Annotated in this window: 13 protein-coding genes; 2 read left to right on the forward strand and 11 right to left on the reverse strand. The window is 70.1% G+C overall.

Annotation, left to right across the window (positions count from 1 at the left end):
- Positions 1 to 438 precede the first annotated feature (438 nt).
- The 11 genes from ACFXC1_RS34830 to ACFXC1_RS34880 all read right to left on the reverse strand — a co-directional run bounded on the left by ACFXC1_RS34830 (position 439) and on the right by ACFXC1_RS34880 (position 12,956).
- The gene (locus tag ACFXC1_RS34830; protein WP_381250557.1) at positions 439 to 4,131 is read right to left on the reverse strand and encodes a family 78 glycoside hydrolase catalytic domain; all 3,693 of its coding nucleotides are present in this window, start codon (positions 4,129 to 4,131) and stop codon (positions 439 to 441) included.
- Between the two features lie 158 nt (positions 4,132 to 4,289).
- On the reverse strand, positions 4,290 to 5,081 hold the full coding sequence (locus ACFXC1_RS34835; protein ID WP_381250559.1) for a carboxymuconolactone decarboxylase family protein: 792 nt from the start codon (positions 5,079 to 5,081) through the stop codon (positions 4,290 to 4,292).
- A 200-nt stretch (positions 5,082 to 5,281) separates the two neighbouring features.
- Positions 5,282 to 6,757, reverse strand: coding sequence for an aldehyde dehydrogenase family protein (locus ACFXC1_RS34840; RefSeq protein ID WP_381250561.1), 1,476 nt, complete (start codon positions 6,755 to 6,757; stop codon positions 5,282 to 5,284).
- A gap of 38 nt (positions 6,758 to 6,795) precedes the next feature.
- On the reverse strand, positions 6,796 to 7,695 hold the full coding sequence (locus ACFXC1_RS34845; RefSeq protein ID WP_381250563.1) for an NAD(P)-dependent oxidoreductase: 900 nt from the start codon (positions 7,693 to 7,695) through the stop codon (positions 6,796 to 6,798).
- Positions 7,641 to 8,417, reverse strand: coding sequence for an SDR family oxidoreductase (locus tag ACFXC1_RS34850; protein WP_381250565.1), 777 nt, complete (start codon positions 8,415 to 8,417; stop codon positions 7,641 to 7,643). The genes ACFXC1_RS34845 and ACFXC1_RS34850 overlap by 55 nt, the downstream gene beginning before the upstream one ends.
- Complete coding sequence (locus ACFXC1_RS34855; protein WP_381250567.1) at positions 8,414 to 9,199, reverse strand: SDR family oxidoreductase; 786 nt, start codon at positions 9,197 to 9,199, stop codon at positions 8,414 to 8,416. The genes ACFXC1_RS34850 and ACFXC1_RS34855 overlap by 4 nt, the downstream gene beginning before the upstream one ends.
- A gap of 41 nt (positions 9,200 to 9,240) precedes the next feature.
- The gene (locus ACFXC1_RS34860) at positions 9,241 to 9,930 is read right to left on the reverse strand and encodes a TetR/AcrR family transcriptional regulator (RefSeq protein WP_381250569.1); all 690 of its coding nucleotides are present in this window, start codon (positions 9,928 to 9,930) and stop codon (positions 9,241 to 9,243) included.
- A 124-nt stretch (positions 9,931 to 10,054) separates the two neighbouring features.
- The gene (locus tag ACFXC1_RS34865) at positions 10,055 to 10,294 is read right to left on the reverse strand and encodes a ferredoxin (RefSeq protein WP_381250571.1); all 240 of its coding nucleotides are present in this window, start codon (positions 10,292 to 10,294) and stop codon (positions 10,055 to 10,057) included.
- Entirely contained in the window at positions 10,291 to 11,484 is a 1,194-nt protein-coding gene (locus ACFXC1_RS34870; protein ID WP_381250573.1) for a cytochrome P450, read from the reverse strand. Before ACFXC1_RS34870 ends, ACFXC1_RS34865 begins: the two co-directional genes overlap by 4 nt.
- Before the next feature lie 25 nt (positions 11,485 to 11,509).
- Positions 11,510 to 12,346 (reverse strand): mycofactocin-coupled SDR family oxidoreductase, encoded by an 837-nt coding sequence (locus tag ACFXC1_RS34875; RefSeq protein ID WP_381250575.1) that lies wholly within the window; start codon positions 12,344 to 12,346, stop codon positions 11,510 to 11,512.
- Between the two features lie 55 nt (positions 12,347 to 12,401).
- Entirely contained in the window at positions 12,402 to 12,956 is a 555-nt protein-coding gene (locus ACFXC1_RS34880; protein WP_381250577.1) for a hypothetical protein, read from the reverse strand.
- A 97-nt stretch (positions 12,957 to 13,053) separates the two neighbouring features.
- Here ACFXC1_RS34880 and ACFXC1_RS34885 point away from each other — a divergent pair, with 97 nt between their 5' ends.
- Together ACFXC1_RS34885 and ACFXC1_RS34890 are read left to right on the forward strand one after the other, a co-directional pair.
- On the forward strand, positions 13,054 to 13,647 hold the full coding sequence (locus ACFXC1_RS34885) for a TetR/AcrR family transcriptional regulator (RefSeq protein ID WP_381250579.1): 594 nt from the start codon (positions 13,054 to 13,056) through the stop codon (positions 13,645 to 13,647).
- 73 nt (positions 13,648 to 13,720) lie between these two features.
- Complete coding sequence (locus ACFXC1_RS34890; protein ID WP_381250581.1) at positions 13,721 to 14,335, forward strand: TetR/AcrR family transcriptional regulator; 615 nt, start codon at positions 13,721 to 13,723, stop codon at positions 14,333 to 14,335.
- Positions 14,336 to 14,520: the final 185 nt, after the last annotated feature.

The raw sequence follows: 14,520 nt of genomic DNA on the forward strand, positions 1-14,520 counted from the left end.
GGTCGGGGCGAGCCGACACCCCCGGCCCGCCCCGACCACTTCAACCTGACACCGTGCGCGAACACCCGCGCTCTCGGCCTTGCCGATCTCCCGCAGGACCTGTGACACATCCTGGCCGCCGGACTGCTCCTGCTGGACGTGGCCGTGCAGCGCGGCCAAGTCGCCAACCAGGCCCGCATCTTCGCCCTGCGGCCAGAGGCCCGCAACCGTCTGAACACCGGCTACATGACCTGCACGTTCCTCGGCGGGAGTGCCGGATCATGGCTCGGTACCCGTGCCTACGCCCAGTTCGGCTGGGGTGCCGTCTGCGGCCTCATCGCCCTGGCCGCACTCCTCGCCCTCGCCGCATACCTGGTCGGCCGCGGTCGGCACAGCGCGGTGAACACCCTGGCTGCCGGTTCCCTTCCGCGCGACTCACGCAGAAGGGAACCGGCCAGGTCACGCGTTGAAGCGGTACGAGCCCGCACGCGCCCGGTAGACCTTGTAGGGCGCACCGCCCGAGGTGTCGTCACGAACGAAGGCGGCACCCCGGGGCGCGCTGACGGGCTTGCCCTGTGTGGGCACCCAGATCTCGGCCTCGGTGTTGTACGGCACGGTCACCGCGAGGTCGATCCGGCCGTCCGGGCGGCGTCCCCACTCCGAGGACACCGTGCCGCGCACGGTGTCGATCGAGGCACTGACGTGGTCGAGGGTCGCGGGAGACAGGTCGGTGTCGTCGGTGTTCTCCGGGACCCGGCTGTTGACGGCGGCCGTGGGGATGTACGGGCGGATGCGCAGCGACTCGTAGGCGTTCGCGGTCGGCCTGATGCCGGCCAGGCTCTGGTAGAACCAGGTGGCCACGTTGGAGCGGTAGTGGTGGTCGACCGAGAGCCGGTCGGTCCACTGTTCCCACAGCGAGGTGGCGCCCTTGGCGATCTGGTAGACGTAGCCGGGCAGGCCGGTCTGGGTGACCGCCTTCAACGCCACGTCCGTATAGCCGTATTCGCTCAGGATGTTGAACTCGTAGCGCGAGCCGTACATGTCGTTCTGGATGTGCTGGTCCGCTGCCACGATCCGGTCGGCCAACAGCTTCGCGAGGGCCTTCTTGTTCTCCGCGAGCGTCTTCGTCCCTGCCAGGTAGCGGGGGTCGTCGGACTTCAAGTCCGAACCGGGGACCAGGTCGAAGGCGATGGCGAGTGTGTTCTCACTGGAGACGCTGCCCTGAGTGAAGTAACCCAGTGAGGCGTCCCAGTAGTTCGCGATGAACGCCTTGCGCAGCGTGCGCGCCAACTTCGCGTAATGGGCGGCTCGTTCGGTGCGGCCCAACCTGCGGCCCGCCTCGTCCATGTAGTCGCAGAAGTGGATGTAGAAGGCGAGGCTGATGACGGCGTTGCTGCCGGACGGCTCGGCGCCGGAGTAAGCGCCCAGCGAGGCCTCGAACTTGTAGTCGTTCTCGGCGGTGAACAGCGTCTCGTAGTACGTCAGGAGCGTGTCCTGGTGGTCGTAGAGGTCGGCGAAGAGGCTGCTGTTGCCGTAGTACGTGTACAGCTCCCTCGGGATGACGAAGTACGCCGAGTCCCAGGCCGGTACCGCCTTCCACGTGGCGTTCCAGCCGGGGGTGCGGTCGTAGCCGTAGCCGCCCTTGGCGATGGGGACGAACATGGGCAGCTGGCCGGTGGAGATCTGGGTGTCGGGGAAGTGGCGCAGGTAGTTGGTGAGGACGGCGTTGACGTCCCAGGTCAACGACTCGGACTCGGAGCTGGCCATGGCGTCGCCGGTCCAGCCGTTCTTCTCACGGGACGGGGTGTCGGTGGGCTTCTGGACGAGGTTGTTCTGCTCGGCCCACTCCAGGTTGTGCTGGAGGCGGTTGATCAGCGCGTTGTCCGTGGTGAAGGTGCCGGTGCGGGCGAAACCGGTGCGGGCAACACCTACGGTCAGCAGGTCCGCGTCCCGCTTCGGGTCGGGGGCCCGTCCGAGGACCGCCTCCAGGTTCATCACTTCCAGGTAGCGGAAGCCGAAGTGGCTGAACTGCTGCTCCCAGGTCTGCGTCGGCCGCTTGCCGAGGGTGTAGTAGTGCGTCTGGAGGTTGGCGTCGTGCTGGAAGTTCTCCTCCTCGACGGACAGCGGGGAGGCGGCCGTGCCGTCGCCCGCGCTGATCCGGTTGCCGCCGCGGATGCGCAGGGTGAGGCCCTCCTTGTCCGGGCGTATGCCGGTGAGTTGGACGCGGACGAGGCCGGTGAGGATCTGGCCGTAGTCCAGGACCCAGGTCCCCGATCCGGGGGCCGTTTCGGTGAGGGAGAGCGGGCGCAGCGTCTGACTGACCAGCACCGGCTCCGCCTCGTGGGCCCTCATGACGGCGGGTCTGAAACCGTCGGGGATCGTCGTGGCGGGCAGCGCGCCGTGGTACTTCGGTGAAGGGCCCGAGCAACTGCCTGGCGGGATCAGCACGGTGGCCGGGCGCCACTCGCGGCCGGTGCGGTGGCCGGCCGAGCGCCACTCCCCCAGTTCCTCCGCACGCCGGGCGTCGTACTTCTCGCCCGAGTAGACGGAGTCGTATGTCGTGGGCCCGTCCGTGCCGAGCCAGTCCTTGTCCGTGATCAGTGTGGTGGCGGAACCGTCGGTGTAGGTCACGACGAGCTTCGCGCGCAGGCGCGGCTGGCCGGCGTAGGGGGCGAGCTGCCAGTACCACTCCTGGGGCGTGGTCACGCCGTACCAGCCGCGGCCGAGTTCCGCGGCGACGACGTTCTCCCGTCCGGCGTGGAGCAGTTCGGTCACGTCGAAGGTGTCGTAGAGGACCGTGCGGTCGTAGGTGCTCTGGTCGGTGAGCAGTCTGGGCACGTTGGTCCGGCCCGTGGTCGGCCGCTCGCCGTCGACGGTGATCGGGTCGCCGTTGACGGTGAACGTGACGTTGCCCGCCGCACTCAGGTGCAGCCGGGCCTTGGCTATGCGGCGGCCCTTGGGAAGGGCGAACGCTCGGCGCAGGACAGGTGCCGGGTTGGCGATGGGCAGCACGCTGTTCTTGGACGGGATGAACGGGTTCTTCGGGGGGAAGGTGAGGCCGGCGAGAGTGCCGATGCCGTTCTCGAACGGGTTCGCGCCCGTGGTGAGGTCGACGGAGAAGTCAGCGGCTCCGGTACCGGTCACCTCGACGCTGCGGACGGTGGCGCTGGTGCCGCCGGCGAAGCCGAAGCTGCCGTGACGGCGGATCTGGTCGCCGGTGAGGGTGCGGCTGTCGACCTCGACGCCGTTGACGGTGGTGGTCACGGTGAGGCCGGTCACGGCGACCACCACCGTGTGGTCACGCGTGGCCCAGGTGTCCTTGGTCAGTCCGGTGGAGGCGGGGAGGGTGACCGTGCCGACCGGGACGCTGCGGGTGCCCGCAGTGGTGGGGTTGGTCTCGCTCTGCGGGTCGTAGTGGTTGACGCCCCAGTCCGGCTCCGAAGTGCCGTCGTCCACCCAGGTGTTGCCGGCGTAGTGGCTGGTCCTCATGACCAGCTGCATGTCGTCGCCGCTCTGCCGGACGGTCCAGTTGAGGCCCTCGCCCCAGGTCTTGCCGATGGGTTCGGCGCGCAGGAGCAGGGCCAGCCCGCCGGCGGGGTCGGGGCCGCCGCGGAAGACGACGGTTCCGGTCAGGTCCTTCCAGTCGTGGTCCCGCGTCTCGCGTCCGCCGATCCATCGCGCACCCGACCAGTCCTTCTCGCCCTTCAGCAGGCCGGTCTCCCAGGTCGCCGGCTCACTCCAGGGGCCGGGTGCGCCCTTCTCGTCCCAGGCCCGCACCCGCCAGAAGTAGGCTCGCCCCGAGTCCAGCGGCCCGCCCTGGTAGGCCACCTCGATGCTGTTCGAACTCGCCACCTTGCCGCTGCGCCAGACGTCGGCCCTGCCCGGCCCGGTACCGACCTGGATCTCGTACGCCGTCTGCCCGGCCACCGGAGGCAGCCAGCTGAACGCCGGTGGGGTCTCCGTTCCCACGGGGGCGACCCGCGAGTTGACCTGCAACTCCGCCGGTGCGGAACGGTGCCCGCGCGCTGCCGCCGTGCTCGCCGCCTCGGCGTTGGGCGCGGCGGCGAGCGGGAGCGAGGCCCCGGCCGCCGCGGCCGTCATGATGCCGAGCATGTGTCGGCGGCTCAGCGCACGTCTGTTCTCCTCGGTCACGGCTCAGATTCCCTTCGTAAGCACACAGCGCTGGAAGCAGGGGTGTCCCTCCCCCCGAAGGTATTGAAACGTTTCAATACCTTCCATGTGGAAAGCTTACGAACAGGTTCGGACAAAACACAATGGTCTGGAGCGACGGCTCACGGCGCGGAAGCCGGTCAGAGCGTCTGCCGGGCCATGTCGGCCTCGGCCTTGGCCGCCCACGCCGTCTCCACCGCGTCCGCGAGGGCCTCCCCCTTGGCGAAGCCGTAGTACGCGGCGAACTGCAGCACGATCTCGTCCATCTCCTCCTTGCCGAGGTCCCCGGAGTGGAGCGCGGCCCTGACATGCGTCTGGAGGGGGACGGGCGAGTCGTCGAGGGCGACACTCGCGACCGTGACGATCCGGCGCTCGCGCCTGGTCAGCCCGGGGCGCTGCCAGACGTGCCCGAACACGAAGTTGAGAATGCCGGCGTGCCGGTACGGCGAGTTCGGGGGCGGTGCGGGCGTGAGGTTGACGTCGATGAACTCCTCCACGCCGCGTGCGAGCCGTTCGTCCCAGGCTGCGGGACCGAGGGTGTCGTCGCTCAACTGCGGCCAGGGAGGGGTCTGTTCGCCGCGTTCGCGGTGGATGCGGTCCCACTGCCGGGCGATGGCCCCCTCCACGTGGGACGCCTTGGGCCAGCCGCAGTACACCGCGAAGTGCAGGACGAACTCCAGCATGGCCTCGAGGCCGATGTCGCCGCTCGCGAGTGCCGCGTGGACGTGGTCCTCGATGGGCTGGGGCGAGTCGGCGGCGGCCACGCACGTGAGGGTGACCCAGCGGCGGTCCCGGCGGCTCAGACCGGGGCGTGACCAGACCTCGCCGTAAAGGAAGTCCCGTGCGGCGCGGCCGAACGGGGTGGCAGCCGAGGGTGGTTCGTGGGCGGGCAGGACCTCTGCCAGGGTGCGGTCCGCCTGGGTGTCGTCCATGAGGCCTCCGTAGGTTGTGGGGTGGCCCTGGCGGGCCGGATGTGGCTGACAGGGTCCTGCCTTCGGTGACCGTCCGGGGCTGTTCCCCGGGGACACGGCACGCTGTGCGGAACGAGGAGGGGCGAGTGAGTCGCTGAGAGGCCGTTGCCGGAACGACGAGTCGGCGATCCTGGCCTCCTGCGGCCGGATGGCCCGCCGCCTTACGCGCGGATGAAGACGTTCTTGGTCTGGAGAAACTCGTAGAGGCCCTCCTTGCCGCCTTCACGCCCGTAGCCGCTCTGCTTGTAGCCGCCGAAGGGGGCGCCCGGCGGCTGTCCCGATGCGCCGTTGACGAGGACGGTGCCCGACTCGAGGTGCGGCACGATGCGCTGGACGCGGGACACGTCGCGGGTGTGTACGGCGGTGCCGAGGCCATAGGGCGTGGAGTTGGCCAGTTCGACCGCCTCGTCCTCGGTCTCGAAGGGGATCAGGGACAGCACGGGGCCGAAGACCTCGTGCTGTCCGACCTCGCTGTGCGGGTCGACGTCGGCGAGGACCGTCGGGTCGATGAAGTAGCCGTCGCGGTTGTCCGGGGGCAGCGTGGACGGGTCGGTGGCGTGGCCGCCTGCGATCACACGGCTGTCCTTGGCGGCGCGTTCGATCATGCCGAGGACGCGCTCGTGGGCCGCCCTGCCGACGACCGGGCCGAGGGCGGTCGACTGGTCGAAGGGGTCTCCGACGCGCAGGGCGCCGGCCGCCTCAGCGGTGGCGGCGACCACCTGGTCGTACACCTCGCGGTGGACCAGCATGCGGGTGGTGAGGTTGCAGCCCTGGCCGGAGAGGGTGTAGCAGGAGCGGACGGTCTCGGCGACGGCCTCGTCGAGGTCGGCGTCGGGGAAGACGATGTCGGCCGTCTTGCCGCCGAGTTCGAGCAGCACGGGCTTGAGGGTGTGGCGGGCCGCGTCGAGGATCTTCTTCGCGGTCGGGATGCCGCCGGTGAAGGAGATCTTCGCGACGTCGGGGTGGCGGACCAGCCGCTCGCCGGCCTCCGGGCCGCCGGGCAGGACGTGCAGCACCCCCGGGGGCAGCCCGGCCTCCAGGGCGATCTCGGCGAACCGGGCCACGGTGAAGGGGGCCAGGTCGGGGGACTTGACGACGACGCAGTTCCCGGCGGCGAGCGCGGGGGCGATCTTCATGCCTACCGACATGATCGGGCCGTTCCAGGTCAGGATGATCCCGATGACGCCGTACGGCTCGGGGACGGTGTAGTCGAGACCCTGCACCATGCGCGGGCTGGCCGGGATGGTGGCGCCCTCCAACTTGTCGGCCCAGCCGGCGTAGTAGCCGAACCAGCCTGCGGACAGGTGGGCCAGCCCCGCCGACATACGGACGGGGACGCCGAGTTCGAGGGTGTTGAGCCGGGCGAGTTCCGGCACGCGCTCCAGCATCAGATCCTCGACGCGCTGGAGGATGCGGCGGCGCCGGTCCGGGGACATCGCCCGCCACTCGGGGAAGGCGTTCTTCGCGGAAGCGACGGCCGCGTCGACCTCCTGCGGTCCGGCGAGCAGGACGGTGCCGTTGGCGCGGGCGGTCGCGGGGTTGATGTGGTCCTGGCGGCCGGCGGAGGTGGTGTCGAGCCAGGTGCCGTCGACGAGGGGGCCCGTGGTGCCGAGGTCGTGGGACAGGGATGTGGTCATGTCGGTGCCGCCTTGGGGTCGTCCGGGTGGGGCGGTGGTCAGGGCGCCGGACTCCGGTCCAGCGTCGACAGGGTGTGCGTGGTGAGGTCCGCGAGCGTCCGGGGCCGGGGAGCGCGGGCCGTGTCGGCGACGTCGAGCAGGAGGCCGACGTCCTTGCGCAGCAGCGGCAGGGCCCGGCGCAGCCCGTCGGTGTTGAAGCCGGAAGCGGCGAGGACAGCCGCGGCGCGGCTGCCGCCGGTGCCGTGCGCGAGCACCTGTGCGACCGCGGTGCGGTCCATGCCGAGTCCGTCGGCGAGGGAGAAGGTGTCCAGCGCCAGACCGACCTGGGCGGTGAACACGAAGTTGTTGAGCAGCTTGGCGAGTTGGCCGCTGCCCAGCGGTCCGAGGTGGATGACCGGGTCGGCGAACGTGTCGAACACCGGGCGGCAGCGGGCGACGTCCGCCTCCTGTCCGCCGGACATGACCAGAAGCCTGCGTTCCGCGGCCGCTCCGCCTCCGCCGCTGACCGGAGCGTCCACCACGGCGATCTCCCGCTTGGCGGCCTCGTCGGCGACGCGTCGGCAGGTGTCGGGATGGATGGTGGAGTGGAGGACGACGACCCCGCCGGGAGCCATGCCGGTCAGGACACCGTCGGGCCGCAGGAGGACGTCCTCGACGTCGGCGTCCGCGACGACGCACAGGCACACGATGTCGCTCGCCGCCCCCAGCTCGGCCGGTGTCGCCGCCACCGTCGCGGCCGTATCGGCGAAGGCGTCCGTGGACGTACGGCGACGCGCCCACAGCGTCAGGGGGAACGACTCCTCGGCGATGCGGCGGGCCATCGGCGCGCCCTGGCTGCCCAGCCCGATGAAGCCGACCCGGGTCGTGGATGTCACGGTGCCGGTCACAGCCGGGTGACCCAGCCGCCGTCGACGCTGATGGCCTGGCCGTTGATCCACTCGCCGGCCGGGGAGGCGAGCAGCAGCAGCGTGCCGAGCAGGTCTTCGGCGGGCGCGGACTTCTTGCCCGGGATGGCGGCCGTGAGGGCGGCGCGTGCGGGGTGGTCGGCGGGCAGGCTGCGCAGGCCGGGTTCGTTCTCGACCAGGCCGGGGGCGATGGCGTTGACGTTGATGCCGAGCGGGCCGAGCGAGCGGGCGAGGCCGACGGTGATGTTGACCAGGGCCAGTTTGCTGACGCCGTAGATGCCGCCGCCCATGAAGGCGCCTGCGGAGACCTGGTTGATGATGCGTCCGCCGCCTCGCTCGACCATGGAGGCCTTCACCGCGCCCGCGCAGATGACGGCGCCGAGGACGTTGACGCGCATGACGCGGTCGAACCAGTCCGTGGGCAGGTCCAGGATGTCGACCTGGGGGATCTCGGCCATGAGGGCCGCGTTGTTCACCAGGATGTCGATGCCGCCGAAGGCGTCGGTGGTCTTCGCTGCCAGGTCGGCCGCGGAGTCGCGGTCGGTGATGTCGACCTGCACGCCGAGCGCGCGCAGTCCGTCGCCGGCCAGTGTCTTGGCGGCCTGCTCGGCTCCTTCGCCGTTGAGGTCCGCGAGGACGACGGCGGCGCCGGCCTCGGCGAGTGCCCGGCCGTAGACCTGGCCGATGGCGCCGGCGCCCCCGGTGACGACGGCGACCTTGCCGTCCAGGCGGAGCCGGTCGAGTGTGCTGCTCATGGGGCATCCTTCGTCAGACGGGACAGATAGGCGTCGACATCGGCACCGTGCTCGCGCAGTTCGTCGGCGGCCTGCGGTGCGGTGAGGATGAGGAAGCGGTCCTGGGTGACGCCCTCGGCGACGAGTTCGCCGACCGAATCGGCGTCCAGGACCGGGAAGTCGGGGCCTCGGGGCGGTGCCGGTTTCCCGAAGAAACTGATCTGCTCGACGATGTTGGTGGCGACGCCGGCCGGGCACAGGCAGGAGACGCCGATGCCGCGCGGGCGCAGGTAGAGCGCGAGCGCCTCGGACAGGCCGACGACGGCGTGCTTGGTCGCGGTGTACGGCAGGCGGTCGAATCCGTAGGGCAACAGGCCTGCCGTGGAAGCGGTGTTGACGACATGGCCCGACCCCTGCTCCAACAGGTGCGGCAGGAAAACCAGGTTGCTGCGGACGACGCCCAACAGGTTGACGTCCACGACGCGTTGCCACGCGTCCAGGGGAATGTCCTCGACGGGGCCGACGGCCAGGATGCCGACGTTGTTCATGACCAGGTCGATGCGGCCGAAGCGGTCGAGGGCCAGTTTCCGCACCGCTTGCAGGTCGTCGAGGCTGGTCACGTCGCACTCCAGGGCGGCGCCCCGGTCGCCGAGTTCACCGGCCACGGTGTGCGCCCGCTCGCCGACGAGGTCGGTGACCACGACACGCGCGCCGCGCCGGGCGAAGGCGTGGGCGGCGGCACGGCCGATGCCGCTGCCGGCGCCGGTGATCACCGCCACGGCGTTGTGCAGATCGATACTCATCGCGACGTCGTTCCTCCGCTCGTGGGTGGGAGGGCGGCTGTTCAGGGATGAAGCGGCAGGACCGGTTCGCTCGCTCCGGTCCCGGTCCCGGTCTCGTTCTCGGTATCGCCGAGCACGGACGAGGTCGTCGAGGACACCGGGGCCTGGAGGAAGCCGACCAGGCCGTCCAGCAGGTCCCCGACATGGACGGCGAAGGACAGCACGTGCCCGCCGTGGGCCCGGGTGCGTTCACGTTCGGAGGCGGCATGCACGCCGAAGGCCAGGGCCTGCGAGATGCGGTGGCCGCGCAACGGCTCGGGGAGGTGCGGCAGTAGGGTGCCGATCCGCTCGACGAAGTCGTTGGTGGGCTTGCTCAGTTCGGGCGAAAGGCGTTCGAAGACGTCCCGGCGGCCGTGCTGCTGGAGCATCGCGACGAAGCTGAGGTAGTGGCTGCCCTCCTGTTCGCCCTGTTCCAGGACGGGCAGGAGGTGGCACTCCACCCAGGTCCTGAGATCGTCCGGGCGCCGACGCGCGACCAGCAGCCTGCGTCGTTCGTTCAGCTCAGGCAGCCGGTACTCGAAGATCTCCTGGACGAGGTGTTCCTTCGTGCCGAAGTGGTACTGCACCGCCGTGTTGTTGCCGTTCCCGGCCGCCGCGCTGATCTGACGCAGAGACACCCCGTCGAGGCCGTGCTCGGCGAAGAGCCGCTCGGCGGCCAGGACGATCTGTTCCTTCACGGACGGTTGAACCACGACACCAGACCCCTTGAAGAGCAGTGTTGCGCAGATTCGAGAACGTCATTTCCGCATAACAGGAATCTAGTTTCGTCGTGGCGTGAAGTCAACTGCCTTAGCAGTCAGTCAGTTGGAGAAATGTTCAGGCGCCCGGCGGCGGGAAGACCCGCTCACCGGTGTCCGCGCCCCTGATACCGATGGCCTCGATCGGGCACGACTCGGCCACCTCCAGCACCTCTTCGGATGCCGGAAGGGTGGCGGACCTCGCGTGTCCCTGGCCGTTCTCGTCGAGTTCGAAGTGCTCGGGCGCGGAGGCGGCGCACAGCCCGGTGCGGACGCACATCCGTGTGTCGACGGTGACGTTCCACCGCTCGGTCGTCATCGGGCTCCTTCGATGACGAGCGGCAGGGTCTTCCAGCCGCGCACGGTCGAGGTCTGCGCCAGCTCGGCGTGGTCCCAGTCGACGTCCCAGCCGGGGAACCGCTCGAGGATCTCCTCCGCGGCGATCCGGCCCTCCAGCCGGGCCAGGGCCGCGCCCAGGCAGTAGTGGGCGCCGACGCCGAAGCTCATGTGCTGGGTGACGCGGTGGATGTCGAAGCGGTCGGGGTCGTCGAAGCGGCGGGGGTCGCGGTTGGCGGCGGCCTGGATGAAGAGGATGGCGCTGCCGGCCGGCACCGTGCGGTCGTACAGCTCCACGTCCTTGGTGACGTACCGGCCGGTGAACGGCCCGGTCGGCTCGAAGCGCAGGATCTCCTCGATGGCGTTGGGGATGAGGGTGGGGTCGGCCGCCAACTCCCGGCGGGCTTGCGGGTATCGGGCCATCAGCGCGCCGAACCAGCCGATGAGGCGGCCCGTGGTCTCGTTGCCGGCGCCGGCGACCACGGAGCAGTAGGTCAGGACCTCCTCGTCGGTGAGTGTGCGCGTGACGCCGTTCTCGTCCTCGAACTCGGCGGTCATCAGCTCGGTCATGAGGTCGTCGGAGGGGTGCCGCTTGCGCCACTCGATGTAGTCCTTGAAGGCGTCCGTACTGAGGATGTCCTCGTGGTTGATCTTTCCGCCGCCCTCGGTGCCCAGTGTCTCGTCGGTGAGGTCGCGGATGGCGGGCTGGTCGGCCTCCGGGATGCCCAGGAGCATCCCGATCACCCGCATCGGCATCTCGGCGCCGACGGCCTCGACGAGGTCGAACCGCTCGGCGCCGGTCACCGGCTCCAGTGCGCGTCGGCAGTAGGCCCGTACACGCGGCTCCAGGGTGGCGATCCGGCGGGGTGTGAAGACCCGGGCGAGGAGCTTGCGGTGGATGTCGTGGACGGGCGGATCCTCGAAGATGAGGGTGCCGGGCGGGAGTTCGATGTCCGCCTGGATGATTTCGAGGATGTCGCCGCGGGACGAGGAGTAGGTCTGCCAGTCCGCGAGGCCGCGCTGGACGTCGGCGTGGCGGCTGACGGCGTAGAACTTGTGCTGGTCGTTGTAGTAGAGCGGCGTCTCCTCGCGCATGCGTGCGTAGAGGGGGTAGGGGTCGCGGGCGAGGGCCGGGTCATAGGGGTCCCAGTAGATCGTCTCGGTGGTGGTCATGGGCACAACTCCTTTGCTGTGCGGCTCACTTGAGCAGGGCGCCCGCGTCGATCGGCAGGGTGACGCCGGTGACGAAACGGGCCTCGTCGGAGGCCAGGAAGAGGACGGCGTTGCTGATGTCCACCGCCTCCACCCAGGGCGTCGGGAGCATGTGCATGCCCTGGGAGACCGCCGCGAAGTCGTCGGCGGTGGGGTTCTCCAGGTCGGGGCGGAACATCCGGTAGGTGCCCTCGTGCATCACCATCGGGGTGTTCACCTGGGTGGGGTGCAGACTGTTGACACGGATCCGGTGCTGCCCCAACTCCGCCGCCAGCGTGCGCATCAGCCCCACCACGCCGTGTTTGGCGGCGATGTAGTGGCCGATGTTCGGATAGGCCTTCAGGCCACCCACCGAGCTGGTCAGGACGACCGAGCCGCCCCGGCCGCCCGCGACGATGTGCGGGGTGGAGACCTTGGTGGACAGCCAGACGCCGGTCAGGTTGACGTCGATCATGTCGCGCCAGGTCCTCTCCTCCATGGCGTCCAGCGTGGCGCCGTCGCTGCCGAGGCCCGCGTTGGCCACCACGATGTCCAGCCGGCCGAACTCGGCGACCCCGTCGTCCACAGCCGCCTTGAGCGCGTCGTGGTCGCGCACGTCCGCCTGTACGGCGTGGATGCGCCGGCCGAGTTTCTGCACCTGGTTGACGGTCTCCTCCAGGTCCTCGGGCGTGGACATGGGGAACGTGACGCCGTCGAGCTGCTTGCACACGTCGATCGCGATGATGTCGGCGCCCTCCTCGGCCAGCCGTACGGCGTGGCTGCGGCCCTGACCGCGGGCGGCACCGGTGATGAAAGCGACCTTGCCTTCGACTCGTCCGGGCATGACTACCTCTTTTCTGGGGGCGGATCAGGATGTGGTGACGGAGCACCGAGCCGAGTCACCGGTCGGCGCACAGGAGGAGTGCGAAGAGGGACGGCACGACAAGTGCGGTGACGGCCGGAGCGAGGAGGGCGCGGGCCATTCGGCACCGATCCCGCGCGCCCGCATCGGCACGGGGCCGTGAGCCTGCCGGTGGGCGGTCGCACTCACCTCGCGCGGGGCACCGCCGAAGAGGGGCGCCAAGTCGTCCGTCGGACGTCCGGCGTCCGCAGCCGTCGAGGACGACCGTCGCCACCTGGTCGCCGACCGACCGCGCCGCACCGCCGGCGAGGGGTCGGCGACGTGTGTCCGGCGCGTAGCGTCCGTTGAGCGCGTACCACTGCTCACGTACACCCGGTTCGAAGACGAGGACGACCAACACCACCTGTACGCCGTCCAGTTGGAGCGCCTCCGACCCGTCGGTCCCAGCGGCCCGGGCCCACGCGACCGCACGGCGCACCAAGCAGGCGTGCGGCCTGCCGGGTCGTACGACGTCGTCGATGTGTGTGCCGGTGCCGGTCAGCAGCCGCGAGCCCTCCACGCACGGAGAGCGGGTGCCCGTACAGCGAGCCATGCGTCTGGCCCTCCGTTCACGCTAAACAAGTGTTCAACACGAGCGCTGAACAACTGTTTAACAGCGCGGACCCGGGCCGTCAAGGACAATGAGCGGCATGACTGCGCCTCGCCGCATGGGCACCGAGAACTCCAAGACACGCCGGCTCCTGCTCGACGTCGCCGAGCGACTGATGCTCGAGGAGGGCTACGCCTCCGTGGGCATCCGCCGGGTGGCGCGTGAGGCCGAGGTGGCGCCGGCCCTGGTCCTGTACTACTTCCGCACCCTCGACGACCTCTTCCTCGCCGTGCTCCGACGAAGGGGCGACCACGAAGTGGAACGGGTGGCCCAACTACTGGAGGGCCCGCAGCCGCTGCGCACTCTCTGGCAGATCGCCAGCCACCCGGGCAACGCGCTGACCACGGAGTTCGCCGCGCTGGCCAATCACCGCAAGGCGATTCGCGCCGAACTCGCCGCCTTCGCCGAACGCTACCGCGAGGCACAACTGGAGGCCCTCACGCGCCGACTCACGGAGACGGGCACGGAGTTGCCGCCCGAGGTGTCCCCGGCCGTGCTGCTCATGCTGACGAACGCGCTGGGCCGGATCATCATGATGGAGAACACCATGGGGATGAACGCCCGGCACGCTGAAGCCCTCGCGTTCGTGGAACAGTTCCTCCAGCACCACGAAGGGGCTGACGCGGACGCCTGAAGGCGGGCGACCGGCCAATCAAATCCCGACCGTATGGTAAGTTTTCAGGTCGCCGAGGAGAGGGAGCGCCACTGTGGGGCAGGCAAAGGTGCGGGGACCGTACGCCAAGACACCGGCCCGCCGGGAGGAGATCGTACGGGCGGCGCGCGAGAGCTTCGCCGAGCGCGGCTACGCCAAGGCCTCCCTGCGCGACATCGCCGAGCGGGCCGGCATCACCCACGCCGGGCTCCTGCACCACTTCCGCAACAAGGACGAACTCCTCGCCGAGGTGCTCGCCGACCGCGACTCGGAGGAGTGGCAGCAGGGCCTGGACGATGTCGACAGCCCCGACCAGCTCGAGCCCTACCTCACCCGGCTGATCCGTCACCACCAGAGGGCCCCTGAGCTGATGCGCCTGTGGATCGAGCTCGCGGCGGCGGCCTCCCGACCGGATCATCCCGCGCACACCTACTTCGTCGAGCGCTACGAACGCAGCCGCGCGCAGTTCGCCGACGGATTCCCCGACGAGAAGGCCCGCGCACGGCTCCGCGAAGGAGTCGGCCCCGAGAACGCCGCGGTCCTCTTCCAAGCGGTACTCAACGGGCTCCAGTTGCAGTGGATCCTCGATCAGGACCTCGACATCGTGGGGCCGGTCACCGACTTCGTACGGCTGCTGTTCGAGCGGGACGACGCCGAGGACGCCCGCTGAACAGTGAGGGCGCACGGCCGCACCCGGTGTCCGCGGCGGTCGCGCTGCCGACCCGGGGCAGCCAGGGACGCCATGCCGTTCCACGGGCAGGGCACTGGTCCCGCAACGGGCCCAGGTCATCCTCCCGGGGCAGGGCGCCGGCGGCGAGGTCCACCGCGCACAGGTGGTCCGACCCCGGGCCGAGA

It is taken from the genome of Streptomyces hokutonensis (assembly GCF_042751305.1).
In the GTDB taxonomy this organism is placed as follows: Bacteria; Actinomycetota; Actinomycetes; order Streptomycetales; family Streptomycetaceae; genus Streptomyces; species Streptomyces hokutonensis_A.

What these genes read in the sequence shown, in the direction of transcription:
- ACFXC1_RS34840 (WP_381250561.1), bottom strand. Translation starts at nt 6,757, where the DNA reads ATGACCACATCCCTGTCCCACGACCTCGGCACCACGGGCCCCCTCGTC.
- ACFXC1_RS34835 (WP_381250559.1), bottom strand. Translation starts at nt 5,081, where the DNA reads ATGGACGACACCCAGGCGGACCGCACCCTGGCAGAGGTCCTGCCCGCC.
- ACFXC1_RS34880 (WP_381250577.1), bottom strand. Translation starts at nt 12,956, where the DNA reads ATGGCTCGCTGTACGGGCACCCGCTCTCCGTGCGTGGAGGGCTCGCGG.
- ACFXC1_RS34865 (WP_381250571.1), bottom strand. Translation starts at nt 10,294, where the DNA reads ATGACGACCGAGCGGTGGAACGTCACCGTCGACACACGGATGTGCGTC.
- ACFXC1_RS34870 (WP_381250573.1), bottom strand. Translation starts at nt 11,484, where the DNA reads ATGACCACCACCGAGACGATCTACTGGGACCCCTATGACCCGGCCCTC.
- ACFXC1_RS34875 (WP_381250575.1), bottom strand. Translation starts at nt 12,346, where the DNA reads ATGCCCGGACGAGTCGAAGGCAAGGTCGCTTTCATCACCGGTGCCGCC.
- ACFXC1_RS34885 (WP_381250579.1), top strand. Translation starts at nt 13,054, where the DNA reads ATGACTGCGCCTCGCCGCATGGGCACCGAGAACTCCAAGACACGCCGG.
- ACFXC1_RS34850 (WP_381250565.1), bottom strand. Translation starts at nt 8,417, where the DNA reads ATGAGCAGCACACTCGACCGGCTCCGCCTGGACGGCAAGGTCGCCGTC.
- ACFXC1_RS34855 (WP_381250567.1), bottom strand. Translation starts at nt 9,199, where the DNA reads ATGAGTATCGATCTGCACAACGCCGTGGCGGTGATCACCGGCGCCGGC.